23 protein-coding genes are annotated in these 25,601 nt (G+C 44.2%); 14 read left to right on the top strand and 9 right to left on the bottom strand.

The genetic code is table 11. The annotated features are described in order from the left end of the window. Positions 1-720: 720 nt before the first annotated feature. The gene (gene thiM, locus DW657_RS12605; RefSeq protein WP_233546977.1) at positions 721-1,476 is read left to right on the top strand and encodes a hydroxyethylthiazole kinase; all 756 of its coding nucleotides are present in this window, start codon (positions 721-723) and stop codon (positions 1,474-1,476) included. A gap of 440 nt (positions 1,477-1,916) precedes the next feature. Beyond that, positions 1,917-2,243: a hypothetical protein gene (locus tag DW657_RS18180; protein WP_089543634.1), complete on the top strand. Its 327-nt coding sequence runs from the start codon at positions 1,917-1,919 to the stop codon at positions 2,241-2,243. A gap of 143 nt (positions 2,244-2,386) precedes the next feature. On the opposite strand, the gene DW657_RS12590 is transcribed toward DW657_RS18180, so the two are convergent. Beyond that, a complete protein-coding gene (locus tag DW657_RS12590) occupies positions 2,387-2,866 on the bottom strand; it encodes a DUF4186 domain-containing protein (protein WP_118312779.1) in 480 nt (159 codons plus the stop codon). 297 nt (positions 2,867-3,163) lie between these two features. Between DW657_RS12590 and DW657_RS12585 the strand changes: the two genes are divergently transcribed. From DW657_RS12585 to DW657_RS12560, 7 genes are all read left to right on the top strand, one after another. Further along, positions 3,164-3,928 carry a YaaA family protein gene (locus DW657_RS12585; protein WP_118312778.1) on the top strand — a complete coding sequence of 255 codons (765 nt, stop codon included), beginning with the start codon at positions 3,164-3,166 and terminating at the stop codon, positions 3,926-3,928. Positions 3,929-4,284: 356 nt separating this feature from the next. Further along, positions 4,285-4,923, top strand: a complete 639-nt coding sequence (locus tag DW657_RS12580) for a hypothetical protein (RefSeq protein ID WP_118312777.1) — start codon at positions 4,285-4,287, stop codon at positions 4,921-4,923. Positions 4,924-5,010: 87 nt separating this feature from the next. Beyond that, a complete protein-coding gene (locus DW657_RS12575; protein ID WP_118312776.1) occupies positions 5,011-5,292 on the top strand; it encodes a hypothetical protein in 282 nt (93 codons plus the stop codon). Between the two features lie 75 nt (positions 5,293-5,367). Next, positions 5,368-5,637, top strand: a complete 270-nt coding sequence (locus DW657_RS12570) for a type II toxin-antitoxin system RelE/ParE family toxin (RefSeq protein ID WP_233546975.1) — start codon at positions 5,368-5,370, stop codon at positions 5,635-5,637. 29 nt (positions 5,638-5,666) lie between these two features. Further along, positions 5,667-5,888 (top strand): dephospho-CoA kinase, encoded by a 222-nt coding sequence (locus DW657_RS12565; RefSeq protein WP_118312775.1) that lies wholly within the window; start codon positions 5,667-5,669, stop codon positions 5,886-5,888. Between the two features lie 2 nt (positions 5,889-5,890). After that, positions 5,891-6,064: a hypothetical protein gene (locus tag DW657_RS17865; RefSeq protein WP_158577372.1), complete on the top strand. Its 174-nt coding sequence runs from the start codon at positions 5,891-5,893 to the stop codon at positions 6,062-6,064. A 252-nt stretch (positions 6,065-6,316) separates the two neighbouring features. Further along, the gene (locus DW657_RS12560; RefSeq protein ID WP_118312774.1) at positions 6,317-7,879 is read left to right on the top strand and encodes an ATP-binding protein; all 1,563 of its coding nucleotides are present in this window, start codon (positions 6,317-6,319) and stop codon (positions 7,877-7,879) included. 110 nt (positions 7,880-7,989) lie between these two features. Here DW657_RS12560 and DW657_RS12555 read toward each other — a convergent pair whose 3' ends face one another. From DW657_RS12555 to DW657_RS12545, 3 genes are all read right to left on the bottom strand, one after another. Further along, the gene (locus DW657_RS12555; RefSeq protein ID WP_089544340.1) at positions 7,990-8,832 is read right to left on the bottom strand and encodes a S1 RNA-binding domain-containing protein; all 843 of its coding nucleotides are present in this window, start codon (positions 8,830-8,832) and stop codon (positions 7,990-7,992) included. Between the two features lie 114 nt (positions 8,833-8,946). Then, positions 8,947-9,696, bottom strand: a complete 750-nt coding sequence (locus DW657_RS12550; RefSeq protein ID WP_118312773.1) for an ABC transporter ATP-binding protein — start codon at positions 9,694-9,696, stop codon at positions 8,947-8,949. Positions 9,697-9,870: 174 nt separating this feature from the next. Next, the gene (locus DW657_RS12545) at positions 9,871-10,077 is read right to left on the bottom strand and encodes a hypothetical protein (RefSeq protein ID WP_118312772.1); all 207 of its coding nucleotides are present in this window, start codon (positions 10,075-10,077) and stop codon (positions 9,871-9,873) included. A gap of 256 nt (positions 10,078-10,333) precedes the next feature. Between DW657_RS12545 and DW657_RS12540 the strand changes: the two genes are divergently transcribed. Both DW657_RS12540 and DW657_RS12535 read left to right on the top strand, forming a co-directional pair. Then, positions 10,334-10,696, top strand: a complete 363-nt coding sequence (locus tag DW657_RS12540; protein WP_089544338.1) for a BlaI/MecI/CopY family transcriptional regulator — start codon at positions 10,334-10,336, stop codon at positions 10,694-10,696. Positions 10,697-10,788: 92 nt separating this feature from the next. Beyond that, on the top strand, positions 10,789-12,201 hold the full coding sequence (locus tag DW657_RS12535; RefSeq protein WP_118312771.1) for a M56 family metallopeptidase: 1,413 nt from the start codon (positions 10,789-10,791) through the stop codon (positions 12,199-12,201). Between the two features lie 262 nt (positions 12,202-12,463). On the opposite strand, the gene DW657_RS12530 is transcribed toward DW657_RS12535, so the two are convergent. The 3 genes from DW657_RS12530 to DW657_RS12520 form a co-directional block, all read right to left on the bottom strand. Then, complete coding sequence (locus DW657_RS12530) at positions 12,464-13,495, bottom strand: CNNM domain-containing protein (protein WP_118312770.1); 1,032 nt, start codon at positions 13,493-13,495, stop codon at positions 12,464-12,466. 338 nt (positions 13,496-13,833) lie between these two features. After that, positions 13,834-16,371 (bottom strand): TIM-barrel domain-containing protein, encoded by a 2,538-nt coding sequence (locus DW657_RS12525; protein ID WP_118312769.1) that lies wholly within the window; start codon positions 16,369-16,371, stop codon positions 13,834-13,836. A gap of 11 nt (positions 16,372-16,382) precedes the next feature. Then, complete coding sequence (locus tag DW657_RS12520) at positions 16,383-17,372, bottom strand: AraC family transcriptional regulator (RefSeq protein ID WP_118312768.1); 990 nt, start codon at positions 17,370-17,372, stop codon at positions 16,383-16,385. Positions 17,373-18,468: 1,096 nt separating this feature from the next. Here DW657_RS12520 and DW657_RS12515 point away from each other — a divergent pair. Then, complete coding sequence (locus DW657_RS12515) at positions 18,469-18,834, top strand: hypothetical protein (RefSeq protein ID WP_118312767.1); 366 nt, start codon at positions 18,469-18,471, stop codon at positions 18,832-18,834. 128 nt (positions 18,835-18,962) lie between these two features. Here the strand turns inward: DW657_RS12515 and DW657_RS12510 are convergent, their stop codons facing one another. Both DW657_RS12510 and DW657_RS12505 read right to left on the bottom strand, forming a co-directional pair. Next, a complete protein-coding gene (locus tag DW657_RS12510) occupies positions 18,963-19,172 on the bottom strand; it encodes a hypothetical protein (RefSeq protein ID WP_118312766.1) in 210 nt (69 codons plus the stop codon). Between the two features lie 535 nt (positions 19,173-19,707). Continuing rightward, positions 19,708-21,840 (bottom strand): cation:proton antiporter, encoded by a 2,133-nt coding sequence (locus DW657_RS12505; RefSeq protein WP_118312782.1) that lies wholly within the window; start codon positions 21,838-21,840, stop codon positions 19,708-19,710. A 201-nt stretch (positions 21,841-22,041) separates the two neighbouring features. Between DW657_RS12505 and DW657_RS12500 the strand changes: the two genes are divergently transcribed. Both DW657_RS12500 and DW657_RS12490 read left to right on the top strand, forming a co-directional pair. Then, complete coding sequence (locus DW657_RS12500) at positions 22,042-23,193, top strand: MFS transporter (RefSeq protein ID WP_118312765.1); 1,152 nt, start codon at positions 22,042-22,044, stop codon at positions 23,191-23,193. 670 nt (positions 23,194-23,863) lie between these two features. After that, entirely contained in the window at positions 23,864-25,450 is a 1,587-nt protein-coding gene (locus DW657_RS12490; RefSeq protein ID WP_118312763.1) for an ATP-binding protein, read from the top strand. Positions 25,451-25,601: the final 151 nt, after the last annotated feature.

Genomic DNA, 25,601 nt, shown 5'->3' with positions numbered 1-25,601 from the left:
TTGGATGATAGTTGCGGATTTTAGGAAAACATAATTCCTGCCAAATTGACCATTTCCGCAGGACATAATTTGATGAAAATCAAGAAATCGCCCGTTTTTGAAGTTTTCTCTTAAAAAAAATGTGTACGCACACAAAAAAGGCATTACCTTTGCACTCGAAAAGATTGAATAACGAATAATTAAAGAAAGAAAGGGTAACAATTATGATGGCATTAGGAATGACACTGGCAGTTGTAGCTGCTCTTTTTGCAGAGGTTGTAAATGTCAACAAGAAGATTAGCCTCGGCAAGTAATCAACCTTTGAGAGGCATCTAAGCATGCTTCAATGAAGTTGATTTGAAATGGATAAAGATTAGGATAACAGATAAATAGAGAAAGGATAAGAGTATGTTAGTTTTAGGTATGATTTTAGCAATGATCGTTGCCGGATGCGCTGAGTATGGTGCAAGATCTAACATGAAGGACTTCGCTTAACAAGCGGTTCTTCTTTCAATTTGAGAGAATTTAAACAGTAGTTCCATATAATAGATAAAGAAAGGCAGGTGTAGGCATTTGAAAGATGTCTGCAGCTGCCTTTCCTTTTTATATTCATTTATGATAGTTTTCTACTTAAAAGTTGTATCTTTGCAACCAAATTATTGATCTACAGCCCAAGGCTTTGAGCATGCCAAGCAATGGTGCAGGGATAATGGTTACAGTGTATATTAAATAGATATGAAAATGGATAGAGATTTACGTTTGATAGAAGAGCAACATCCTCTCATACATAACATAACCAATTATGTTGCCATGAACTTTGTGGCAAATAGCCTACTGGCAATTGGGGCATCCCCAATCATGGCACGCGCCCAGGAAGAGGTGGAGGAAATCTGTAGCAAGAGCAATGCCTTAGCACTTAATCTGGGCATTTTGGAAAGCGAGACAGCACACTCAATGCTATTCGCAGGTAAAGCTGCTTCTAAAAGCAGAATTCCAATTGTATTTGATGTGGTTGGAGTAGGTGCCACTAGATTTCGAATGGATACTGCATCAAAGATCATCCTTCAATGCCAGCCAGCCGTCATCAAGGGTAATGCCAGTGAAATACGATCATTATACTCGCATCAGATAGGAATGCAGGGAGTAGACAGCCATCTTGAAACTTCTGAGGTTGAGGAACAGGCTCAAATTCTTGCCAGGAAACTGGCATGCATCATCGTTATTACCGGTGCTACAGACATCATCACGGATGGTAAAAAAGTAGCTTATGTTCATGAGGGGCATCCTCTGATGGGCAAGGTTACAGCCATGGGGTGTGCTGCCACTGGTATCATAGGAGCTTTCCTTTCAGTAAACCCTAATCCGTTTGATGCATCTGTTCATGCCATGAAAGCCATGGGCATTGCAGGAGAAAGAGCGGGTGCAGTCTCTAGAGGTAATGGTAGCATGATGGTGAACTTCCTCGATGAACTTTGTAATCTGGGATGCCATGAGTAGAATTATCAAAATCAAGAAGAGATCATTCATGAAACGATTTTATGCCATCAATCTATTTGGCATTATCATTACTTGCTTAGTCCTGAAATATAGAAATTGGATGAAAGCATATTACAACATCAGATTTGAGAAAGAAGCCTATGCTCACCAGAATGATATGGAGTATTTAATTCGGAGGAAACACTATTGCTATCTGAAACGCATTGAAGCAAGACACATTTAGGCATTCCCCAACTTTTTGGGGAATGTTTCCACATACTTTCCTCATTTTCCACACTATTCATTTTTGGCACAAAGGACATAAGCTCCTGATTATCAATACAAACTAATTTCTATTATCTTTTTGGCACGCAGATTGTGACTATGATTAGCGGGTTCGATAATGAATCCACAAACAAGTAAGTAACATCAATTAGTAACAATTTTAAAAAGATAAGATTATGAAGAAGTTTATGTTTGCAGCTATCGCAGCTTTGGTTATGGTTTCAGTAAGCAACGTTTTTGCATCAAGCAAAATGGTAAGTAACGCTCAGGTTGCTCCTGTTGATACAGTAGCTCCAGATGCTCCTTCAGATACATTGGCTGTTGGTACTCCTATCCAACCACAGGCTGGTGTTGAGGATTCTACCCAGCAGGAGAATGCCACAGAGGCAACTACAGAAGCAACTCCAACAGAGACTACAACAGAGAATGCTACAGAGACAACAACAGAGAATACCACCGAAGAGACTCCAGTAGCTACAGAACAGCAGGCTATTGCTGAATAATAGAGAAAATACAGTTCATTTTGTAAGCGTTATACAGGAATAATAGGGAGGGACGTGGTTTCATGGGGCAGCACATTGAAGCCATGTCTTGTCCCGATTGCAGGAACATAGTACCTCTAGTGGTGGGTGGAGTGAATTCTTTTCTAAACCTGTTTTTCAATCCATGCCATCAATACCGCTACAGCATATTGCTGTTCTTCTCCTGTCAGCTGTCTTCCGGCAGGTATATGATGCCATTTGAAGAAACATCCACGGCAGCAGCAGCCTGTAGCATGCTGGGCTATAAATACAGGATGCCCTCTCATCGGTGTCTGCTTGCCGTCATTGGGAATCACGGCAGGAGCAAGGCGTTTGGCAACGAAATCCTCTGCATGCTTACGGATGGTTTCCAAGCCCTTTTCTGCAATATATTCCTTATCCCTCTTCGAAAGGTGAAAACGGCTGCGGAATGCTGATTGGGAAAGTCTTTCAAACAGACCTGTCAAGTTATACTCTTTGTCTGGAGAGGTATGGTTTTCCTCGTTTTCTGAAGAGACAGAATCTTTCAGAAGATTCTCTTTCTCCTCAGGAAACAGATTGAGTTCTACATATCTTGCCTGGTTTGCCCTTGAATCTTTTTTCATATCTATTTATCTCCTATATCTGTTTCATCCTTGTAGATACATTCTTATCGAATTTACAAATAATGGGATGCATTTATGACTTTTCTGTCTCCAGTTCCAGCAAAATTCTCTTTGCTTCCAGTCCTTTTTTGCAAAAATAATAAATATTTTCAGATTTCGCAAGATAAAGTACAATATGGCATTCTTATTTATAATATATTATACTTTTATTGAACTTTTCTTTGAGTTTTGCCATATTTTCATTAACTTTGCCAACAAAACAATCATTAAGAGTTACCCCATTAAAATAAACGTATTATGCAGATATTATTGGCAAATGCCAAAATCATGTTTGATAAGGCAGATAGGGCAGCTGTTTCAAAGCCACTTTTCCAATCTGTGGCTGATATGTTGGCTGCAGAAATGGCTAAGCTTGACGTAGAGGAATTGGCTAGGCAACTTGATTGCAGCCACAAGATAGCTTCTGAAAACTGGAAACGCTATCGTAATTTTATGGCTGCAGAGAAGATGCCTGCCATACTTTCCTACAATGGACAGGCGTATAAGCATCTACGCGCCAACACTTTGGGAGAAGAATCCCTGCAGTATGCCCAGAAACATCTCTGGATTACCTGCTTTCTCTATGGATTGCTTCGGCCGATGGATGGCATCGTGCCTTATCGTATGGAGCATTGCGTGACGCTTGAAGCTACAAACGACAAGCCGATCAATCAATTTTGGAAAGATAAACTGACCGATGTTCTTATCCACAGTGTGAAAGCTGACGATGGCATACTTATCCATCTCTCTACGGCAGAATATGAACATCTGTTTGATTGGAAGAGAATTTGCAGGGAAGTGAAAGTCATCCAGCCCCTCTTTTATGTTCGCCAGAAGGATGGTAGGTTGAAAATGCAGGCTGTGTGGGCTAAATCTTGCCGTGGAGCTATGGTAAGATATATTCTAAGCAACCAACTTGCTACTCCAGAAGAATTGGCAGCCTTCAGTTACGAAGGTTTTGAATACGCACCAGAATTAGGAGAAGCGGCTTTTCCGCATTTCGTTCGTAATATAACAAAATAGTACTTTTTTACTTTTCCTACATCAAAGATGATATCTTAGAAGACAAGGGGGCGGACTAGGTAATGCTTTAGTCCGCTCCCTTGTTTAATTTAGTTTAAATCCTGAACAATTCTTGTTTATCTCTAGGTAAAATTGTATCTTTGCCGTGGAGAAAGTTATGTTCAGCACTGCTGAACTTATATTCAACACTGCTGAACATAGATTCAACATCGCTGAACGGAGATTTCTTCTAATGATAAAGACTATTATCCTTAAGAGTATAGATGAATGCATTTAAGGATGCAAACCATCTCTTCCAGGATTACGGTCTCTCTTTATAAATGATGATGTAGAACTTAATAAGGAAAGGAATCGATATGGCAAAGTACAAGTTGCAGGAGATGTCGGATGTTCATCATACCGGCAAGCGTAAGGTTTATCCTAAGATGGTAGTCAACCGGACGCTATCTCGCAAGGAATTCATCGAAAGGATGCAGGGTTATCATCGTGGCATTTCGCCAAGCACCACGGAGGCTGTGCTGATGGATGTGGAAGAAATACTGGTTGAGATGCTCTCCATGGGCTATAATGTGAATCTGGAGGGCCTCGGTACCTTCTCTCTATCCTTGGGTTTCGAGGATGACAAGCCTACGGAGATGCAGAGCGATGACGACAAGATGACCTATCGCAAGGTAGGCGTAAGAGATGTGAACTTCAAGGCATCTCCCGATTTCATCAAGTCTGTGAAGCAGGTAGCCGACCGCGATCTGGAGCGGGATATGGGTGGCGTAAAACTGATATTGAAAAAGAAATATACCCGAGAGGAGCGCATCGCCCGAGCCCTGGATGTCATCGATGAGAATGGCTTCATCGGTCTTACCGACTATGCCTACATCAACAACCTGAGCCGCACCGCCGCCTCTTTGGAGCTGAAAGAGATATCCCATGACGAGACTGTTCCCATCCGCTCTGTGGGTCAGCACAGTCACAAGGTTTGGGTGAGAAGAAAAATATAAGATAAAGTATGATTTCTCATCGTTTTCTTTGGCATTTCCAATTCTTTTCGTTAATTTTGTGGCGTTAATTTAAAAGAAAGGAACAAGATGGAAACGATTAATATTCAGTTTCAAGTACCTTCTACAGGTCAATATACGCTTGACGAATTTGTCGCTAAGCTCAAAGACTATGCTGATAAATTAGCAAGTTCTATCTCCAAGTCTGGAAACAGTTACCAGGAAACTTATATGAGCCAGGCAGAGCAGGAGGCCTATGTGGCAGAAAGCCTCAACCGTGCTCTTGATGAAATGGAAGCTCATAAGAAGAATGGGACTAAGCCGATGGATGCTCGTGAATTTTTAAGAAGACTTCAGGAAGAGGAGGCGTAGTATATGAAGGTGAAGATTTATACGTAAAAAGAATTTGAGTGATAATTTAGAAAACTTTCCAAGAAATATCGTTCAATGCTTGATGACTACGATGCTTTTCTTACAGGCTTAGAACTGGATCCTTACCAAGGCACTAGTCTTGGCAAAGGTGTCAGAAAGGTAAGAATGACAATAGCTAGTAAGGGTAAAGGCAAGAGTGGTGGTGCAAGGGTCATCACTTATAATCTTTACCAGGAAGGAGATTCCGTTATCATTGATTTGTTGACAATCTATGATAAAGGAGAAATCTCTAATATCTCTGATGAGTTTATCAGCTTTTTGCTTGATAAACGTGAAAATGGATAATACGCATAATAAGTATCTGGAAAAAGAATATGGCAGCAACTGTTTTTAATCAAGCACAGCTTGAACTTTTAGATATGATGCAATGGGTAAAAAGCCCGGAAGCATTGGCAGAATTGAAGCAAGTTATCTCTGATTTCTTTGCTAAGAAGGGACTGGAAGAATTAAATGTAATGTGGGAGCGTGGAGAAATGACAGAAGAAAAGCTGAAGAGCTTTGAGACATTGCACGAAAGAACTCCTTATCGCCGATAGTTATGAATATTGTTTTGGATACCAATTGCCTTGTTATTGCAATTTCAAGGCAAAGCGAATACCATCAAGTATGGCAAGATTTTCTTGCTGGTAAATTGATTATCAAGGATCCGATGGCTGCCCTTGGTTTGGGCGGTAAACCGTATAAGAAAATAAAGGTGACGCATCTCATTTGATGCGCCACCTTCTTCTTCTTACGGAGGCGATGAGCTGACCACGGCGCACATGGTCGCCACCTTCACACGCTGCTGCTTGATGGTTCCGCCCATCGGGAAGCTGAGGCTTATACCATGATATATGCAGGTTGGCAGCTCGTTACCTTGGCTTTTACCAAGAAGATGTAAGTTTTCCGTTAAATATTCTGTTTTCTGATAGGTATTTCGGAAAAATTGCCTATTTTTGCAATATGAATTCAAAACGAAGCAATTATGGCATTGAAATTATATCCTGTAGGAATCCAAACATTTGAGCGTATTCGAAAGGAAAACAAGCTCTATATCGACAAGACGGAATATGTCTATCGAATGACACATTCTGGTGGATGTTATTTCTTCTTAAGTCGTCCACGCCGTTTCGGTAAGTCACTTTTGGTGTCCACCTTTGAGAGTTATTTCTCTGGAAAGAAAGAACTCTTTGAGGGTCTTGCCATCGAAAAGTTAGAGCAGGAATGGATGGAATATCCTGTGCTGCACTTCGATATGAGTGGAGGTAAGCACATGGAGAAGGAGCAGTTGGAGGATTATCTCTCAAATCGTTTGGAAGCAGAAGAGAGAAAATGGGGGATTACCCATACTAAAAGAGGTGCAAATGATCGATTGACAGAATTAATTACCACCGCTTATGAAATTAGTGGCAAGCAGGTGGTCGTTCTCATCGACGAGTATGATGCGCCTATGCTCGATGTTGCTCACGATAAAGAAACTTTGGATGTGCTTCGCAATGTGATGCGCAATTTCTTTAGCCCACTCAAGATGTGTGAGCCTATGCTTCGTTTTGTCTTCCTGACTGGCATCACCAAGTTCTCGCAAGTGAGCATTTTTAGCGAGTTGAATAACATCAAAAATATTTCGTTGGATGATGAATATGCTGGAGTTTGCGGAATCACCAAGGAAGAATTGCTTACCCAGATGAGCGAGGATATAGATGTGTTGGCAGAGGCACAGGGGATGACAAGAGAGGAAACTATTGCTAAACTCAAGGAGAATTATGATGGCTATCACTTCTCGCCAGCATCCCCTGATGTGTTTAATCCTTATAGCTTGCTCAACTGTTTTGATGATAAGAACTTCGGTGCTTATTGGTTCAGCTCAGGCACACCTACCTATCTTATCAACATGCTTCGCAAGTTTAAGGTCTTGCCAGCCAAGATAGGCAGGTCATTGGCTCGTTCTTCAGCTTTCGATGCACCTACGGAGAACTTGAAGACCATCACGCCTTTGCTCTATCAGAGCGGCTACATCACCATCAAGGGCTATGACAAGATGAGCCAACTCTTCACGCTCGACTTGCCTAACAAGGAAATCAAGGTGGGCTTATTTGAGAGCCTTCTGCCTTATTATTTGGAAGGCATGTATGCCGAGGAGGGAGATGTGGCAATCGCCCAGATGTCTGTCTTGATTCGCCAAGGCGACATGGATGGAGCCTTGCGCTTGCTCCAGGAGTTCTTGGGCACGGTGCCTTATTGTAACAATACCAATTACGAGGGGCATTACCAGCAGATGCTTTTCATCATCTTTACCCTCTTGACTCACTTTGTGGTGGATGTGGAGGTTCACACACCGAATGGAAGGGTGGATGTAGTGATGGAGACTGAGGATACTCTCTATCTCATCGAACTGAAACTCAACAAGAGTGCCCAGGCTGCCATGCAGCAAATCAACCTCAAGCAATATGACCAGCGTTTTGCGAGATGTGGCAAGCCGATAGTAAAAGTTGGTGTAAACTTTGATGCCAAGAAAGGGAATATTGAGGATTGGACCATAGAACCATAAATAAGAGTCCACTTTTAAAAGTGGTAGCAACCCATAATAAAAAAAGATCGAGTAACTTTTCTATTGGAAGTTGCTCGGTCTTTTTGGGTTGAAGTAGAATTAAAACTGCCTTATTCTGCCAGTCGGATGCTCATCGGGCTTACGGTGATGAGGCGCTTCTTGTAGAGGTCGCCAATGGCACGCTTGTAAACCTTCTTGCTCACGTGGAAACGCTCGTAGATGTCGTCGGCCTCGCTCTTGTCGCCAAGGTTGCACTCGCCGTCATTGTCCAGAAGATACTGGTAGAGGGTTTCGGCGAAGTCGGCTGTCTGCTGGATGCCGGTCTTCTGCAGGGTGACGTCTATCTTTCCATCAGGACGAACTCTTCCGATGTAGCCCTTCATCTTGTCCCCCGTGTGGATGTACTGGAAAATCTGATCCTGATAGAGCAGACCCGGATACTGGTTGTCGATGATAACCTTGAAGCCGAGGTCGGTCTTCTGCCAGATGAGGAGATCCACCTCATCGCCATGCTTGTAGTGAGGATGGTCTTCGTTGAGATAACGCTCAATCTTGGCAGAGGCAACGATGCGATAGCTCTCCTCGTCGATGTGGATATGCACGATGTAGGAGTTGCCGAGCACCATGCGCTTCTTCTGCTCGCGGAATGGGCAGAAGATGTCCTTCATCAGCCCCCAGCCCAGGAAGGCTCCGTATTCGTTGACCCATTTCACTTCGAGATAGGCGAAGTCGCCCACTTTAGCCAATGGGGTTTCGGTGGTAGCGATGAGGCGCTCATCCTGATCGAGATAGATGAAGACATCCAGCTCGTCGCCGATGCCAGCGTCTTCAGGAACGTAGCGGGATGGAAGGAGGATTTCTCCCTCATCTCCACCATCGAGATACAGACCGAAATCTACTTTCTTTACGATGCGAAGGCGATTGTAATCGCCGAGTTTTATCTTTTTTGCCATATAATGTTATTTTCGAGAATATAAAATGCTTTTGCCCTTACAGGGCGACAGTTTTGCGTCCGTAATTACCCAGGGTGTTGCCCTGGGCTAGGAGCTTCTGCCCTTTCAGGGCGTTTAGATGCAATCTATGGATGAGTCTGGTTCTTCTGCAGAAACTTCTTTATTGTTATCAGCAGTTTCTTCCTGGCTATCAGCAGCTCCTGCCTCCACCGTCTTCTCTATCATTCCATCCTTGAGATGGATGGTGCGGTCGGTGATGGAAGCAAGACCCTCATCGTGGGTAACGATGACGAAAGTCTGGCCGAACTTGTCTCTGAGATCGAAGAAGAGCTGGTGAAGCTCTGCCTTGTTCTTGGTGTCGAGACTTCCTGATGGTTCATCGGCAAGGATGACGGCTGGATTGTTGACCAAGGCTCTTGCCACGGCTACACGCTGTTTCTCACCACCAGACAACTCGGCTGGTTTGTGGCTGGCTCTATCGCTCAAGCCCATGAATTCCAATAACTCCTCGGCACGCTCCTTGGCTTCCTTTCTGCCCTTTCCGGCGATGAAGGCAGGAATCATGATGTTCTCCAGGGCGGTGAACTCCGGTAGAAGCTGATGAAACTGGAAGACGAAACCGAGATGCTGGTTGCGGAAATCGCTCAGCTTCTTGGTGCTGAGGCTGCGCACATCCACGCCATCTACCTCAATGCTGCCACTATCAGGCTTGTCAAGGGTACCGATAATCTGGAGAAGAGTGGTCTTGCCGGCACCACTCGGTCCGACGATACTTACCACCTCGCCCTTGTCAATATGCAGGTCGATGCCCTTAAGTACCTGCAGGGAGCCGAAGCTCTTGGTTATACCTTTTATATCAATCATTTTCTAACTCAAAATTATTTTGCAGGCAAAATTAAGCAAAATATTTGGAAATGCCTAATTTTAAGAGATAAAAAGAAATAAGGAGGGATATAAAAAAACAAAACGAGCCTTATTCTTGCAAATAAAGCTCGTTTCAGTACTCAATTCTGTATTACTTTCTATAAAATGTATGTGTTATTTCAACCCATCGGCATCGCCGGTGGTCTTCAATCCGTTGCTCTTTTCGCGAGGAGTGATATTCACTTCCTTCGCTATGGTGTTTTCGATAAGGTTGGCATCGAATGCCATCTTCTTGTCGGTGCAGGTGATATCCTGGAAGGTGAAATCTGCCAGGCGGTATTTATCGCTCTTTCCAACATCAAAGAAGTTGTCACAATCCATCTGGATGTTCTTGATGGAGATGTTGTTGCACTGGCACTGTTCGTATATTATTGTATATTGGTTCTTTTTATATGTAATCTACGATAAACTCGTAACATTTTATGTTTTAGTGTTACGGAAAGCTCGTAAAACGTTAAAATATAGCTTGATTTATGTTTTTTAACGCAGATTGTTTTGCGCTTATACGAAAAGTTCGTAGATTTGCAGCGTGATTTAGAAACAAGAATGTTGAATTTAAAAGAATAAAGATAGAAATATGGAAAAGCTGACGAATCAGGAAGAAGATATTATGCTTCGGATATGGCGATTGGGACGATGTGCCGTGAAACAGATTATGGAACTGTTGCCAGAACCTCGTCCACCTTATACTACAGTGGCTTCTATTGTGAACAATCTGAAGCGCAAGGAATATGTCAAGGCGGAGCGGGATGGTAAGGGGTATGTCTATTCTCCACTCATTGCCGAGAGCGATTACAAGCGGAAGTTCCTGTCGGGTTTCGTGAACAATTACTTCAAGAATTCCTTCAAGGAAATGGTTTCCTTCTTTGCCAAGGACGAGAAAATCAGTCCCGAGGACCTCAAGGATATCATCCGTGAAATTGAGAGTTCGGAAGAATAAATAACTGTAATTGAAAGCTTTTGCCCTTACAGGGCGTATGGAGCTAATATGCGAAAGTTCAATAACTAATTTATATAAAAAACTGAAACTGTATGGCAATATATCTTATAAAAATCAATGTAGCCCTGATGCTCCTTTATGGCTTTTATCGCCTCACGGTGAGCCGCGATACTTTCTTCGGTCTTCGCCGCCTTACCCTCTGGCTCATCTATGCCGTTGCCCTGATGGTTCCGGCACTCAATCTGGAATATTGGGTGCGCGATACACCAACGATGGCGAGTATGGCGAATGTATATGCCGACACGTTTTATCCCGTGGTGGTTGTAAAGGCTCAGGCTCCCAGCATAACCTGGATAGATATGCTGCTGGGCATCTATTGGGCAGGAGTTGCCGTTCTCTCATTGCGTTTGGTATGGCAGCTCTTCAGCATCATCCGCCTTGCAGCTATTTCCCGGAAGCAGGAGGTGGAAGGCATTACGGTACATCTTCTCAGAGGCGAGGGGAGTCCGTTCTCCTTCTTCCGCTGGGTGTTTATGTATCCATCTACCCTGGAGGGCAAGCAGTTGCACGAAGTGATGGTTCACGAGTGCACCCATGTTTCGGGTCTCCATTCCCTGGATACCCTCTTCTCCGAGCTTTTCTCCATCGCCTGCTGGTTTAATCCGTTTGCCTGGCTGATGAAGCAGGAAGTAAGAATGAATTTGGAATATTTAGCCGATGAAAGTGTATTATCTGATGGCAACGCGCGCAAATCCTATCAGTATCACCTTCTAGGTTTGGCATATCGACAGCCGAATGAATCGACCAAGATTGCCAATAATTTTAATTTATTACCTCTTAAAAAAAGAATTAAAATGATGAACAAACGTAGAACCAGTGAAATAGGCAAGGCGAAGTACCTCCTTTTCGCACCTTTAGCAGGAGCGTTGCTTATGGTGAGCAACATCGAGAGTGTGGCTCGTGAGATTGGCGAGCAGATTCCGGAAGTAGCCGAGGTTCAGCAGAAGGCTGAGCAGGCTCTGAATGCTGATGTGGCTGTGGCGAATCCGACGGCTGAAGAAGCAAAAGCTGCCGCAGAAGCCAAAAAGGCAGAAGAAGCTAAGGCTGCTGAATTGGCAAAGTCGGAAGCTGAACAGAAGGCGGAAGCAAAGGCTTCTGACGCGATAGCCCCAGCCGATACAACCAAGAATGTGGTTTATGATGTAACAGAGACATTGCCGCAATTTCCTGGTGGTCAGGAAATGATGATGAAGTATCTGGCTGCAAACATCAAATATCCGGCTTCTGCCGTCAAGGCCAAAAAGCAGGGCCGTGTGATTGTAACCTTTGTCATTCAGAAGGATGGTAGCGTTACCAAAGCCCGAATTGCAAGATCTGTAGATCCGGAACTGGATGCCGAGGCTTTGAGAATCGTGAAGGCGATGCCTAACTGGACTCCTGGTACACAGGATGGTAAACCGGTAAACGTTAAATATACCATCCCTGTTATATTCTCTCTGATGTAACCCCAGGGAAGAAAGAAGAAAAATAGAATATCAATTTCTGGTTATAAAAAGAGCATAAATCTCAACTCAATAAAAAAGAGCATAAATCTCATCTCATCAATAGAGTATGAATTCTCTATTGGCATGTAGAATGAAAAGGGCGGTTTTCTTGCGTGATGCAAGAAGCCGCCGTATGCGGAACCGCATGTACGGTGGTGTGAGAGGTCGGTAAACATGAAAATAGGAGATAAACACCTATGATTAGTGTTTACCTCCTACTCGATTACTTCATTTTCTGCATCATCAGGCGTGATTTTTCCTTAGCCAAGGCTTGCATATCCACGGCAACATCGTCTTCATCTACGATTTCCACGCCCGTCATCGTTTCTATCACATCCTCCATGGAAACTACGCCGCGAAGGCATCCGTATTCATCTACGATAATGGAGATGTGCTCTCGCTTTTCCAGCATTTTTTCCCAGATCTGATATAGCGATTCATCCTCGTTGAAGGAAAGAATCGGGCGCATCAGCTCGGATAATCGGGTTTGGAATTCATCGTCTGAAACCGATTTGAGAACCATATCTTTTAGAACGTAGCCTACGATGTAGTCCTTATAGTTATCATATACAGGAATGCGTGAGAAATTCCACTTCTTCTGTTGGTAAAACTCCTTGGTGGTTAGATGCATATTAGCAGATTCTACCACGATGGATGGTGTCATCACCTCTTTTGCCTTAACTCCAGCCAGACGGATGCAGCTCTTGATGATCTTGCTTTCCGATTCACGGAAGATGCCTTCTGTGGTTCCTACATCTACCATGGCAGAAACCTCTTCGCGGCTCATGGAAGCCTGGTGGCTCTTAGGCGTGAATACCTTTGTGATAAGTTCTGAGAGCAGTACCAGAGGGTAGGTGATGAAGATGAGTACCCGGATGATCTTGGTGGATGGCATTGCCAGCGAGCGCCAGTAAGAAGCACCGATGGTCTTCGGGATGATTTCTGAAAGCACCAGAATCAGCAAGGTGAGAATGGCGGAAATGATACCGAAGTATTCTTCGCCAAAGAGTTTGATAGACTCGGCACCCACGCCGGCAGAGCCGATGGTGTGGGCGATGGTGTTGAGCGAAAGAATGGCACCCACTGGGCGATCTACGTTGTTTTTATACTGTTTCATCAACGAGGCAGTCTTGTTGCCTTGATTCTCTTTCATCGAGATAAACGACATCGGAGTAGAAAGTAGCACCGCCTCCAGGACGGAGCATAAAAAGGATAGTGACAGAGCACCTAAAAAATATAATATGATTAAACCCATGTAAATTTTAATTCGTTAATAATATGTTATCTCAAGCAAGATAGGTATTATTTCCGAAGACTGCAGTTGAGGATGTAATGGGGTACATTACATCTGTTTTGATTCGATATGAGCGTATTGGTAAATATCATCACTATACAGTTCTATTTTTCTGCAAAGATATGGATAAAACAATGAATCTAATTTTATTTTGTTGAATATTAGTGTGTTTTAATATGTTTTTAGTAAATATTTGTAAAAGATGTTATTAGCTAGCAACTGATGACTCATGTTATTTTAGTGATTATATAAAGATCAAAGGGGAAGAGAACCTATTCTTTCCCCTTTGGTCTATAATCTTACAGCTGTACTTTTACAGCCTTTCCTTCATATTCCACCCTCTTGCTTGCCTGCATAGGCTGATCACCTATTCCGCTATCAGCACCCACCAGTACGATATGGAATCTGCGATGCTGGAGCATTCCCTTATAGCTGCCCTTGCGTGGCGCGATGTTCAGGGTTCTGTCTGCTTCATTCCATACAAACTGGATTTCCGAGAACTTACCCTTCTCATAGTTATAGTTGTCGCCCTCATCCTCATAGAGCGTAAACGATCCGTCTGCACCAGGATAGACACGGATTTCCAGCTCATCCCAAGGCTTCTCTGAACTATACTGCACTTCAGGACCGAATGGCAGGATGGTACCAGCCTTGATGAATACAGGCATGATGTCAATAGGACAAAGGCGCTGGATATCCTGACCACCCTCATACTGGGTGTTGCTCCAGAAATCATACCATTTATTGCCCTTTGGCAAGTAAACATTCACAGGCGCAGCTGCCTTCCTTACATCAGGATAGATGGTATGGCCCTTCTTCTCCTTATCCTTCCAGGTATATAAAGGATCGGTTACCGGCTTCACCAGGATGTTCCGGCCGAAGAGATACTCATCGTTCAGGCGGGAAGCCTTCTTGTCTGCCGCATAATCCATTACCAGGGCACGCATCATGCTTCCGCTATTCTGTACACAGTCGCTTGCCATACTGTAGATATAAGGCAAAAGGCGATAGCGCAGCTTGATGGTCTTGATCATGGCATCATAAGCCCAGTCGCCCTGCTTTCCGAATTCATACAGTTCGCTTACCATCGGCGAAGAACAGTGGTTACGCATCAATGGCATAAAGGTTCCCCATTGCATCCAGCGGGTCTGCAGTTCCTGAATGGCTGGGTTCTTTGGATTCTGTTCAAACTCCCAGTAGAAGAAACCACCCAGGTCGGTGTTCCAGAATGGGATACCGCAGAGCGAGAAGTTCAAGCCCGATGGAATCTGATTCTTCATCTCGTTCCAGGAAGCCACCACGTCACCGCTCCAGCAGATGGTGCCATAATGCTGAATACCGAAACTGCCGCTTCGGGTCATCTGGAGCGAACGCTTTGTGTTGCCCTTCATCGCTCTCTGGTGCTCGTAGATGCTCTTGTTGTGCAACAATGGGAAGGCGTTCTTCACTCCCAACCATGAACCATCGAAGGTCTGATAGTTCTCATCGCCCGGCTTCTCAAAATGGTCTGGCTCCGTAGAATCGGTCCACCAGGCATCGAAGCCCATCTGGTAGAGGTGGGTAAGATACTTCCAGTAGAGGTTGCGAGCCTTCGGATTGAAGACATCGTATGGCATCACGCCACTGTTTCTTGGCCAGGTTTCGAAAGGAAGGAGGGCATTCATCTTCTTCAGTTCACGATACTGATCTGTCCAGGGACCGAAACTTGCCCAGATGGAAATCATCAGATGGGCATCGTTCTTGTGAACATACTTCACCATTTCCTCCGGACTCTTCAGACGAGGCTCTCCCTGTGCCTTCATCTGCTTCATATCGGTAGGAAGATACTTGGCATAGGCTGGGTCGCCCACCTTATTTATATAATATGGGTTCTGGAATTTCATCGCATTCCAGTTGGAGTCGCATCCCCAATACTGCCAGTCCTGCACGATGGCATCAGTAGGAATCTTCAGTTCGCGATACTTATCCAATACGCCAGCCAGTTCATCGCTGGTCTTATAGCGCTCACGGCATTGCCAGAAGCCCATCGCCCATTTCGGGAACATCGTAGCCTGTCCGGTGAGTTCACGGATGCTGGCGATGACTCCATCCTGTGTACCATCTTTATACATAAAATAGTAGTCGGCGCAGGTTCCCACCTCACTGGTGAAGGAAGTACGGGAAGACTGCTTGTGGTCTTCCTTGGATGCTACGATATCATTGAAATAGGTTTTTCCCGCATTGTCCCAGTAAAGACCATAGCCCTTCTCGCTGGTGAAATAAGGGATAGCTATGTAAGTGTTATGATTCCAGAGTTCAATATTCTGGCGGCCACGCTGATTCATATAAACATCACGCAGCTGTCCTAATCCATAGATTGCCTCGTCGTCGGCAAGACGGAAGTCCTGCTCAATGCGGTACTTGCCCTTGTTGGCTTCATCCTTGCGGGCTTCCAGACGGGTCTTCGTATCAGTAAGCAGCAGCTTTCCATCCTTCGAAAGGAAGCGGATTGCGCCAGTCTGCTGGTTCAGTTCGACGGAAATAAAACTAGAATTGATTTTTACAATATCTCCGTTTTCCTTTATTTGAACGCCCTTCATCTGCTGAGGTTTCAAGATGACAGAATAGCTTTTCTTCTGAACGGGAGCACCAAGTCCAGCATCAGATTTCAAGATACGGACGATGGATGGAGAATAGAATTCGATAGTTACATTCTGCTGAGCCACCTGACGGATGATAGACTTGGCAGCCATACCTTTCTGGGTGCCTGCCACCTTTACGCTCTTGGCGCAGAGTTCACTTGGAACGCCAACGACAGCAATGCCCAAAAGGGCAATGAGAGATAAATTCTTTAGCATACTTTTGTTTATTATATTAGAGGGTTTATGATTTGTCCAGTTCTAAATATATAAGATTGTATTTCGGTTGCAAAGGTAATTTCATTCACACTCTGCTTACCTTCCTGAAGCAAGGCTGCTGCACGATGAAGCCGGATGCTGCGGATAAATGCCACGGGAGTAGTATTGGTCAGAGCCGTCAGCTTTTTATAAAGTCCTGTCCGCTCCATACAGAGATCCTGTGCCAGTTGTTCCACGCCATATTCGCCATCTTCAAGATGCTGTTCTACCAAAGCACGCACCTGAAGAATCAGCTCGGGATCCTGATTAATAGCTTCGGCTGCAGAATAGGCAGAAGCGGTATAGACTAGCTTATCATTCTGAAAAACCGCCACGATTCCCGAATCCATGAAGGCATAAACCTGTTTGCCATCGGTATCCAGATCCTGCAGACCACCCCATTCCTTCTTCAAATGGATCAGATTGCCATCCTGCGTATTGAGCAGTGAATCACCCATCACAACCCAGACATTCTTCCTGCTATCTACAAACAGATCCTGAATGGCATTCCCAGTCGGGCAGTTTCGCATCATTTTCATCTTATCCACTTTTCCATTTCCTGGCAGAGCGTCAAGGGGATGCTCCAGAAGTCTGCCCTCTGCAAGCAGAATACAGAATATCTTCTGGTATTCCTTTACCCATAACCTGTCCTGGCTATCGGCATAAAGATGCGTCTGCCCCTTGTATTTCGTGATGCTTTCTGCCTTTTCTGCAGGAAGGGGAATCAAGGAGAAGCGCCTTCCATCATAGAGATTGATGCCCTTGGGAGTTCTCACCGCCAATCTGCCATCTGTCAACTGCATCATCTGTAGAACACGGTTATCAGAAAGGCCCTGTCGGGTATTGAGCACATAAAAATAATCGTTTGTCTCTACCTTCTGGGCTGAGCTGGTAAGTAGCCAGCTCCAAAAGCAGAGGAAAACGATGCATAGTTTGATGATATATGGTTTATAACTTCTCATAGAGCCTTATTGTCTATTTTCATTGCTGCTATTTTGCTTATTCTTTGCAAAAATATAAAAAAAGATTGAGACAGACAAGACAAGCAGGCAAAATTTTGAGGCTTTTACAAAGAAAAAGGCTCCCTTGCATGGAAGCAAGAGAGCCTTTGGCTATTGTTTTTTCGTTTTTACATCCCGAATCTTTTCCTATCTTGGAGAGCCAAATGGAGTGGGAGATATTGTGCTGGCGGTGATAAATAACTTTACAAGTTAAGCGTGGATGAAAAATCTCTTAAGAGAAGATGGGCTCAAGGTTCCACAGAGCATCCTCAAATTGCATAATTAGTAGATACTTTACAAGATTTTTAGTTCAGTTAGTGAAAATGGGAGTCTGCTGGCAGTGATGCCGGCAGACTTCTGTATTTTTCGGATGCTTTTCTGATGCATTACCAGATAGGTGGGGACGTACCTTGCTCAAAAGAAGATATTCTAGTGGTGGGTGGAGTGATTTGCAGAAAATATTTAAGGTGGATCATAAATCTCCTTTCACGGAATCTGGATTGTGTTGAAAATAAGATAGTTAAGTGTGAAAGGAAAATTCTCTTTATATTGAGATGGTAATTGATGGCTAAGCATAAATATGGCGATGTGCCTTGCTCCGATAGGGAATAGTGAGCGTCTTGATAATGAATAGTGGGTGTCTTTGTTATGAATGTTGGGATGAAGCATAGTAACCAGAAGGATGAGGGATAGATATTGGCAGGCAAAAAGGGACGATTTATCGGCTGGATGACTAAGTTCGTCTATATGGATGACTCGGGTCATCTATATGGCTCACTCCCGTCATCTATATGGATGACCCGGGTCATCCGATACAAAGAAGCCTTTCTATTCCTTTTGTGATAGTTGCTTTCTCCTTTAGACTAAGTTGCCTTCTCCTTATATTTATATTCCTTTCTGCTGATTATGATTGTTGTTTCTGAGAATTCTCCTTTCATACTTAAGTAGCTGATTATGAGTATGCTCTGGTGATTGTGAAAGGAGAATGAAATTTTAATTGCTATTTATGTGATCTGTGAGTTCGGTCATAACGACCAGAAGGAGAAGTCGGCGGGCTGTGGCTCTGAAGCTGGTTCCGGATATGGAGACCTGGCATGCTGACGGTAAGGATCTGATGCACGTTCGCATCTATGCCGTAGATAAGAAGGGCAGAAGAGTACTGAACGTGAAGGATGCTAAGGCATTCGATAAGTTGACCTTCCAGGTGAAGGGCGATGCGAATATCGTGGCGGTGGATAATGGAAACATTGCATCTGATGAGCTTCATATTGGAAAGACCCAGTTGGAGAAGTCCATCCAGCGCAATCTCTTCCAAGGTTCCGCTCTCGTGATATTGAGAGCCAGCGATAAGCCAGGAAAGATAGAGCTTTCGGTAGCTGGAGAAAAGATGAAAGCCAAGAAGCTGGTTTTGAATACGAAATAAATATGATACTAAAAAAGGTCGCCAAAATGTTGGCGACCTTTTTTTTAGTATTTTGACAGATTCCGGTCGGAATATCTTTAAAAGGTCGGATTTTCGGTCGGATTGCGTACTTTTCGGTCGGATTATGACTAAACCGACCGATTGTAGTCTGTCAATATCCATTTCAAACCTATCCTGTCTATTAGTTTTTCTTCATTTAATTCTATTAATAGTCTGCCGACATAGCGAAGTTGCTGTTCTTTCGTCTTGTTGGCAGGAAGTACATCTTTGAGATATTCGTATATACTATCTCGCTTGGCGCCTTCGTCTCCTGCATTGCTGAGATACTGTAGAACCATTTGACGCAAATCGGTTGTGCCTTTTTCTTATCATATTATTTTCTGTGTTTTAGCTGAAAATAAAAGGATAAGAAAAAGACATCTATTTGATAATCAAATTATTGTAAATCTATTAACAAAAAATTATTTTTCGGTTATTTTTTTATTAGCCATTAAATTAAATAGTATCTACAATCTACGCGAGCGCCTTTCTTCGCTATTTCGGTTTCGACCATAGAGTAAACAAGCTTGCGAATTTCTTTGATTTCAACATCAGGTATTCTACTTGCTATTGTCTTCCGCCAGGCGTCCCGACGGATTTGAAATCCGGCGTCAAAAAATATTTGACCTATTTATTTTGCGGATTTGCAATCCGCTCCTTTTTTGCTTGTTGACGGGATTACAAATTCCAGGGTTTAATAAGTTGAATATTTTTTTACAGCTGATTTCAAATCCGCTGGGACGCCTAGCGGTGGATATCCGGGATATACTAATAAAGGTCACCAAAATGCTGGCGACCTTTTTTAGTATCCTTTGTTTTCTCTTTGTTTTCTCTTTATTTTCTGAATTTCTTCTTAAACCATTGGTTGAATGCCACGTAGGCACTGATTTCCTCCTGGTGCTGAGGCTCGGCAAATGTCAGTACATTGCCCGATGAATCTCCGTGCTGGTCAGGGAAGATAATCATCAGATTCGTGCCCGAGAAGAAGCGGGTGATTTCTTCCGGCAACCGTTCCAATGCCGACTTGTGGGATACGGTACCCTTGCGGGCTGTCACCACCACAAAGAGATGGTTCTTGCTCATGTGGGAGGCAAGCTGCGGCATCTCGTTCCAATGCTGCATCAGGGTGTATTCGGCACGTACTTCCTGATGGCGGTTGGTGATGTACTCATTGATGAGTGCCAGGGTCTCCTCCCTGCCGTGGAACTGGATGCGGCAATCCAGATTGCCTGACAGGCGCGCCAGTCGCTCTACCCAGCGGTAGAAACCCGGTTCAAATTCTGCCCTCGATGGTACTGCCACCTGTATTCGGCGAATGGTATTGAGCGGCTGCTTGATGCGAGCCATGATAATCTGTCGGCTCAGTCCGTTGAAGAGACTCTGGTGGAACTCTCCCCAGAACTTAGGCGAAACCTCCGGATGCATGTGCATGCCGATGATGATTTCGGAACACTGGAACTCGTTGAAGGCATGCTTGATGCCGTTGGCGATGTTGGCAGCAATGCGAACCTGCGTCTGCGTCATCACGTCGGTGGCTGCGGCAAGCTGACTGCAATGATCCAGCAGCTGTCGGCCCTGTTCCTGCTTGTATCGCATATCCTTGTCATCATACACTACGTTCAGGCAGACCAGTCCTCTGTTCAGTTTCTGATTTCTCACCAGGAAGGCGAGACTCATCAGATTATCAGCATATTCCGGATACTTCACCGGTATGAGAATCTTCTCATCGCTTGCCTTCTTGGTATCCTCGGCATCTGGAAGCTCCTTGTCGCGGAGGATAATCTTTCTGGAACTCCAGTCGGTGAGCATCGAAGAGATGACGCAGGTGCAGAGAATCATCATCACCACACCATTCAGCATGTCATCGTTGACTAGATAGGTATTCGGTCCCACCAGGAGGTTCATACCCACCATCACCATGGCGATACTGCCGGCGGCATGGGCAGAAGTCAAACCGAACATCATGTGACCCGATGACAGCGGCAACCGGAATCCGAAGCAGGCGGCATAGGCTGCGATGGCTTTTCCCAAGGTTCCGAAGAACACGATGCAGAAGATGACCCAAAGGATATGACTGCCCTGGAAAAGCAGTCCCACGTTGATGAGCATGCCCACACCTATCAAAAAGTAAGGGATGAAGAGCGCATTGCCCGTAAACTCCAATCGGTTCATCAGCGGAGACACGTGCGGGATATACCTATTTAATATCAGACCAGCGAAAAAAGCACCGAACACGCCCTCGATGCCCACCATCTGCGAGAGAGCCGCACTCATGAAGAGCATCGCCATCACGAAGATAAACTGCATCACCGAATCGCTGTACCGGCGCAGAAACCATCTTGTGAGTCGCGGTATCAGGAATATCATTACTCCGCAGTATGCGGCAAACTTGGCGGTGAAGAGTACCCAGAAGAGCAGACCATCGTGACTGGAGAACGAGGCGACGAGACCCGCCAGCATGATGAGGGCTATCAGCAGCGAAAGCATGCTGGAACCCACACTTAGGGTTACACTTGGCTTCTGCTGCAGACCATATCTGGAAACAATAGGATAGGCTATCAGGGTATTGGAAGCCATGATGCAGCTCAGCAGAAACGATGCCCTGGTGGAATAGTGCAGCAGCCAGATGCTCATGCCGAAGGTGAGGAAGAAGGGAACGAAGCAGGTGAGCAGACCATAGATGATGAGCCGCGATTTGTTTTTCTTCATGCCTTCCATGTCCATCTCCAGGGCTGCGAGAAACATGATGTAATAGAGTCCCACCTTGCCGAATAGCTCGAAAGATGCATCTCGTTCCAGAATGTTCAGTCCGTATTTGCCCACGAGGATACCCGCCAGCACCATTCCGATGATATGGGGGATTCGGAGCTTACCCATGATGATAGGGGCAAAGAGGATGATGAGGAGCACTACGAAGAAGATCAGCGTAGGGTCGGTAATTGGAAAATATTCTGCAATATTCAGCATAGGCATTCTACTTATTGTTGTTGATGAAAGAGGGATTCAGCATCCGCTTCATCCCTCTTCTTTTTATTTTTGAGTGCAAAATTACTAATAAATCTTGAAAGGGCAAAGTTTTTGCCCCCTTATCATTTATATGTGTAGAGATTTTTGTAATTTTGCACCCTGAAAACAAACTTAGGATAAAAAGATAAGGATAATTAACGTATGAAAAAAGGATTGTTTGCACTCGCCTTGGGTACATTTACCCTGGGCATCGCAGAATTTATTATTGAGGGAATTCTCACCGATGTGGCGCACAACATGAATGTGTCCATCCCTCAGGCTGGTCATCTCATCTCTATCTATGCACTGGGTGTATGTGCCGGTGCTTTCTCGCTGATATTGATGCATAAGTATCGCCCCAAGAATATACTCTTGTTTCTTACTTCACTAGTGATTCTGGGAGCCATCATCGCTACGATAGCCCCTAGTTACGGGCTTCTGCTTTGTGCCCGCTTCATCCAGGGACTTCCTCATGGTGCCTATTTCGGTACGGCTACCATCGTGGCGGTGAAGATGGCGAAGGAGGGAAAGGGTACCAAGGCGGTGGCGATGATGTGTGCTGGTATGCCGTTTGCCAATCTGCTTGGTGTTCCGCTGGGCACCTTCCTGAGTCATACCATCTCCTGGCGAGTGCCTTTTCTCATGTCGGTGGCGTTGGGCGTCATCACGCTCTATATGATTTACAAGTGGGTTCCTGATGTAGAGGCTCTGCCTAACAAGGGTATGAAGGCGCAGTTCCGGTTTATGCGCCATCTGGCTCCCTGGCTTATCATCGCTGCTACTTTCCTGGGCAACGGCGGTATTCTCTGCTGGTTCAGTTATATCTCTCCGCTTTTGCAGATGAACGGCGGTTTCCATGCGGCATCAATTTCGGTATTGATGATTCTTGCCGGTTTGGGAATGGTGGTAGGAAATCAGGTGAGTGCCTTGCTGGCAGACAGGTTCAAGCCGGGCCGCTTTACCTGCTATCTGCAGTTCCTGGCTGCCGCAGCCTTGCTGGCTACCTTCTTTCTGTCGCATATCGGTTGGGTATCGGCAGCGATGATGTTTATCAGTTGTGCCTGTCTTTTCGGTATAGGTTCGCCAGAGCAGTTTCTCATTGTGAAGCACAGCGAGGGTGGCGAGATGCTAGGCGGTTGCTGCATTCAGGCAGCCTTCAATCTGGGCAATGCCCTTGGAGCCTTCTTGGGCGGAATCCCCGTGGCGATGGGATTGGGATATAATTACCCTGCGCTCATCGGTGTACCGATGGCATTGGCTGGAGCCTTCTGTCTCCTGTTGTTTCATCGTAAATACGAGTGTTCTAAAGATTGAGAAAATCTGGATTAACATGTCATTTTGCCCTGTTTCCTATGACAGAATTTGATGAAAATCAAGAAAACGGCCCTTTTTTGAAGTTTTTCCCAAAAACATTGTGTGCGTACACAAAAAGGCATTACCTTTGCACTCGAAAAGATTGAATAACGAATAATTAAAGTAAAGAAAGGATAACTATTATGATGGTATTAGTAATGACACTGGCAGTTGTAGCTGCCCTTTTTGCAGAGGTTGTAAATGTCAACAAGAAGATTAGCCTCGGCAAGTAATCAAACCTTGAGAGGCATCTCCGGATGCTTCCAGGAAGTTGATTCGAAATAAGGTAAAGATTAGGATAACAGATAAATATAGAGAAAGGATAAAAGTTATGATGGTATTAGGTATGATTTTGGCAATGATCGTTGCCGGATGCGCTGAGTATGGTGCAAGAACTAATATGAAGAAATTCGCTTAACAAGCGGTTCTTCTTTCAATTTGAGAGAATTTAAACAGTAGTTGCATAGATAAATAAAGGAAAGGCAGTTGTTGGCATTAGAAGGATGCCAGCAGCTGCCTTTTCGTTTTTTCTCAGCTGAACTTTTTCAGTCTCGCTATTTTTTCGGGATATTCCTTTGCTTGTATCATTATTTTTTGTAACTTTGCCGAAAGATTTTAAAATGGCAGCAATATGAAATATCCTATCGGCATACAAGACTTTGAGAAAATCATAGAAGATGGCTATGTTTATCTGGACAAGACAGGCTTGGTCTATGATTTGGTTCATAATGGAACAATTTACTTTCTGAGTCGTCCACGACGATTTGGAAAGTCATTGCTCGTATCTACCTTGAAATGCTATTTCGAGGGAAAAAAGGAGTTGTTCAAGGGGCTTGCCATTGACAAGTTGGAGAAGGAATGGAAGCAATATCCTGTGTTTCATCTCGACTTCAATGGTAATAATTTTACTAATCCTGGAGAACTTGAGGTCATATTAGAAAACTTTGTTGCATCGCAAGAGATGATATATGGTAAAAGTCCTTTCAGGGATTCCTTAGGAGGTCGTTTTGAATATGTATTGAAAGCTGCTCATGAGAGAACAGGACTTCGTGCCGTGGTTTTAATTGATGAGTATGATAAGCCAATATTGGATGTGCTTGATACACAAATCAAAACATCAATAAAGGGTGAAGAACGGTTGTTAGAAGATTGGAATCGTGAGGTCTTGAAAGGTTTCTATAGTGTCTTCAAGGCTGCCGATGCTAATCTACAGTTTGTTTTGCTCACGGGTGTCACCAAGTTCTCACAAGTGAGCGTGTTCAGTGGTTTCAATCAGCCTAACGACATCAGTATGGATGAGCATTACGAGGCACTTTGTGGTATTACGGAAGATGAATTGTATTCCACTTTCGAGGAACAGATCAAAGCGATGGCTGTGAGATATAAAACCACAGAGGAAGGAATGAAATACAAGCTGAAGAGGAAGTTTGACGGTTATCACTTCAGTCCTAACATGCTTGATATCTATAATCCTTTCAGTATTTTGAATGCGCTGAGCAAGAAGATTCTGGCAGATTATTGGTTCCGCACGGGTTCGCCAACCTATCTTGTTCGCCTATTGTCTCATTTTGATGAGAACATCAATGAGATGGTGAACAGGTTTTATCCTACGAGTAGTTTTATCGACTACAAGGCAGATGTGGAAGCACCATTGCCTATGATTTATCAGAGCGGTTATCTCACCATTAAAGATTGGAATATGGATACCGATTCCTATCTCCTGGATTTCCCGAATGATGAAGTGCGGAGCGGTTTCCTAACGCTGGTAGCTTCCAGTTATCTGAAGCCATCGAAGTCAACGGATGCCTGGGTTATTCAGGTAATAGATGTGATGTCGAAGGGCGATTGCCATCAGTTGGAGAATCTGATGACTTCCTTCTTTGCCAGCATTCCTTATAGCCAGCGTCGTAAGGACGATGAGCGTGAGAAGGAACGTTATTTTCAATATACCTTCTATCTCGTATTGAGAATGATCAGCTGTTTCACGGTGTTCATCGAAAAGCAGCAAAGCGAAGGTAGGGTAGATTGTGTGGTTGAGACCCAGAACTATATCTACATCTTCGAATTCAAGCGTGATGGTTCGGCTGAAGAAGCCCTGAAGCAGATAGAGGATATGGGCTATGCCAGGGAATATGCAGCAGATGGCAGAAAGATTTATCAGATAGGCTGCAACTTCTCATCGAAGACGGGAACCATTGATGGGTGGAAGATGAAGTAAGTAATCAGTAAGAATATCCCGAAGATGTAGTGATGCGGCGTTATTAAGAATAAGTTTTCTTTACATTAGCTTGCCTGAGATTCTCGTATTTTCAGACGTTTATTGTTTCTTTGAGAATATCGTAAATATGAACTATAATAATAAAAATGAA

It is taken from the genome of Prevotella sp. AM23-5 (assembly GCF_003473645.1).
In the GTDB taxonomy this organism is placed as follows: domain Bacteria; phylum Bacteroidota; class Bacteroidia; order Bacteroidales; family Bacteroidaceae; genus Prevotella; species Prevotella copri_A.
Note: the sequence above shows the minus strand (reverse complement) of the source record. Positions and strands in the feature narration are given on the sequence as shown.

Bases quoted from the DNA above. Each gene is read 5' to 3' on its own strand.
- DW657_RS12585 (WP_118312778.1), top strand. From the start codon at position 3,164: ATGCAGATATTATTGGCAAATGCCAAAATCATGTTTGATAAGGCAGAT.
- DW657_RS12490 (WP_118312763.1), top strand. From the start codon at position 23,864: ATGAAATATCCTATCGGCATACAAGACTTTGAGAAAATCATAGAAGAT.
- DW657_RS12540 (WP_089544338.1), top strand. From the start codon at position 10,334: ATGGAAAAGCTGACGAATCAGGAAGAAGATATTATGCTTCGGATATGG.
- DW657_RS12525 (WP_118312769.1), bottom strand. From the start codon at position 16,371: ATGCTAAAGAATTTATCTCTCATTGCCCTTTTGGGCATTGCTGTCGTT.
- DW657_RS12530 (WP_118312770.1), bottom strand. From the start codon at position 13,495: ATGGGTTTAATCATATTATATTTTTTAGGTGCTCTGTCACTATCCTTT.
- DW657_RS12550 (WP_118312773.1), bottom strand. From the start codon at position 9,696: ATGATTGATATAAAAGGTATAACCAAGAGCTTCGGCTCCCTGCAGGTA.
- DW657_RS12560 (WP_118312774.1), top strand. From the start codon at position 6,317: ATGGCATTGAAATTATATCCTGTAGGAATCCAAACATTTGAGCGTATT.
- DW657_RS18180 (WP_089543634.1), top strand. From the start codon at position 1,917: ATGAAGAAGTTTATGTTTGCAGCTATCGCAGCTTTGGTTATGGTTTCA.
- DW657_RS12520 (WP_118312768.1), bottom strand. From the start codon at position 17,372: ATGAGAAGTTATAAACCATATATCATCAAACTATGCATCGTTTTCCTC.
- DW657_RS12545 (WP_118312772.1), bottom strand. From the start codon at position 10,077: ATGGATTGTGACAACTTCTTTGATGTTGGAAAGAGCGATAAATACCGC.
- DW657_RS12570 (WP_233546975.1), top strand. From the start codon at position 5,368: ATGCTTGATGACTACGATGCTTTTCTTACAGGCTTAGAACTGGATCCT.
- thiM (WP_233546977.1), top strand. From the start codon at position 721: ATGGATAGAGATTTACGTTTGATAGAAGAGCAACATCCTCTCATACAT.
- DW657_RS12500 (WP_118312765.1), top strand. From the start codon at position 22,042: ATGAAAAAAGGATTGTTTGCACTCGCCTTGGGTACATTTACCCTGGGC.
- DW657_RS12565 (WP_118312775.1), top strand. From the start codon at position 5,667: ATGGCAGCAACTGTTTTTAATCAAGCACAGCTTGAACTTTTAGATATG.
- DW657_RS12580 (WP_118312777.1), top strand. From the start codon at position 4,285: ATGGCAAAGTACAAGTTGCAGGAGATGTCGGATGTTCATCATACCGGC.
- DW657_RS12555 (WP_089544340.1), bottom strand. From the start codon at position 8,832: ATGGCAAAAAAGATAAAACTCGGCGATTACAATCGCCTTCGCATCGTA.
- DW657_RS12505 (WP_118312782.1), bottom strand. From the start codon at position 21,840: ATGCTGAATATTGCAGAATATTTTCCAATTACCGACCCTACGCTGATC.
- DW657_RS12535 (WP_118312771.1), top strand. From the start codon at position 10,789: ATGGCAATATATCTTATAAAAATCAATGTAGCCCTGATGCTCCTTTAT.
- DW657_RS12590 (WP_118312779.1), bottom strand. From the start codon at position 2,866: ATGAAAAAAGATTCAAGGGCAAACCAGGCAAGATATGTAGAACTCAAT.
- DW657_RS17865 (WP_158577372.1), top strand. From the start codon at position 5,891: ATGAATATTGTTTTGGATACCAATTGCCTTGTTATTGCAATTTCAAGG.
- DW657_RS12575 (WP_118312776.1), top strand. From the start codon at position 5,011: ATGGAAACGATTAATATTCAGTTTCAAGTACCTTCTACAGGTCAATAT.
- DW657_RS12510 (WP_118312766.1), bottom strand. From the start codon at position 19,172: ATGGTTCTACAGTATCTCAGCAATGCAGGAGACGAAGGCGCCAAGCGA.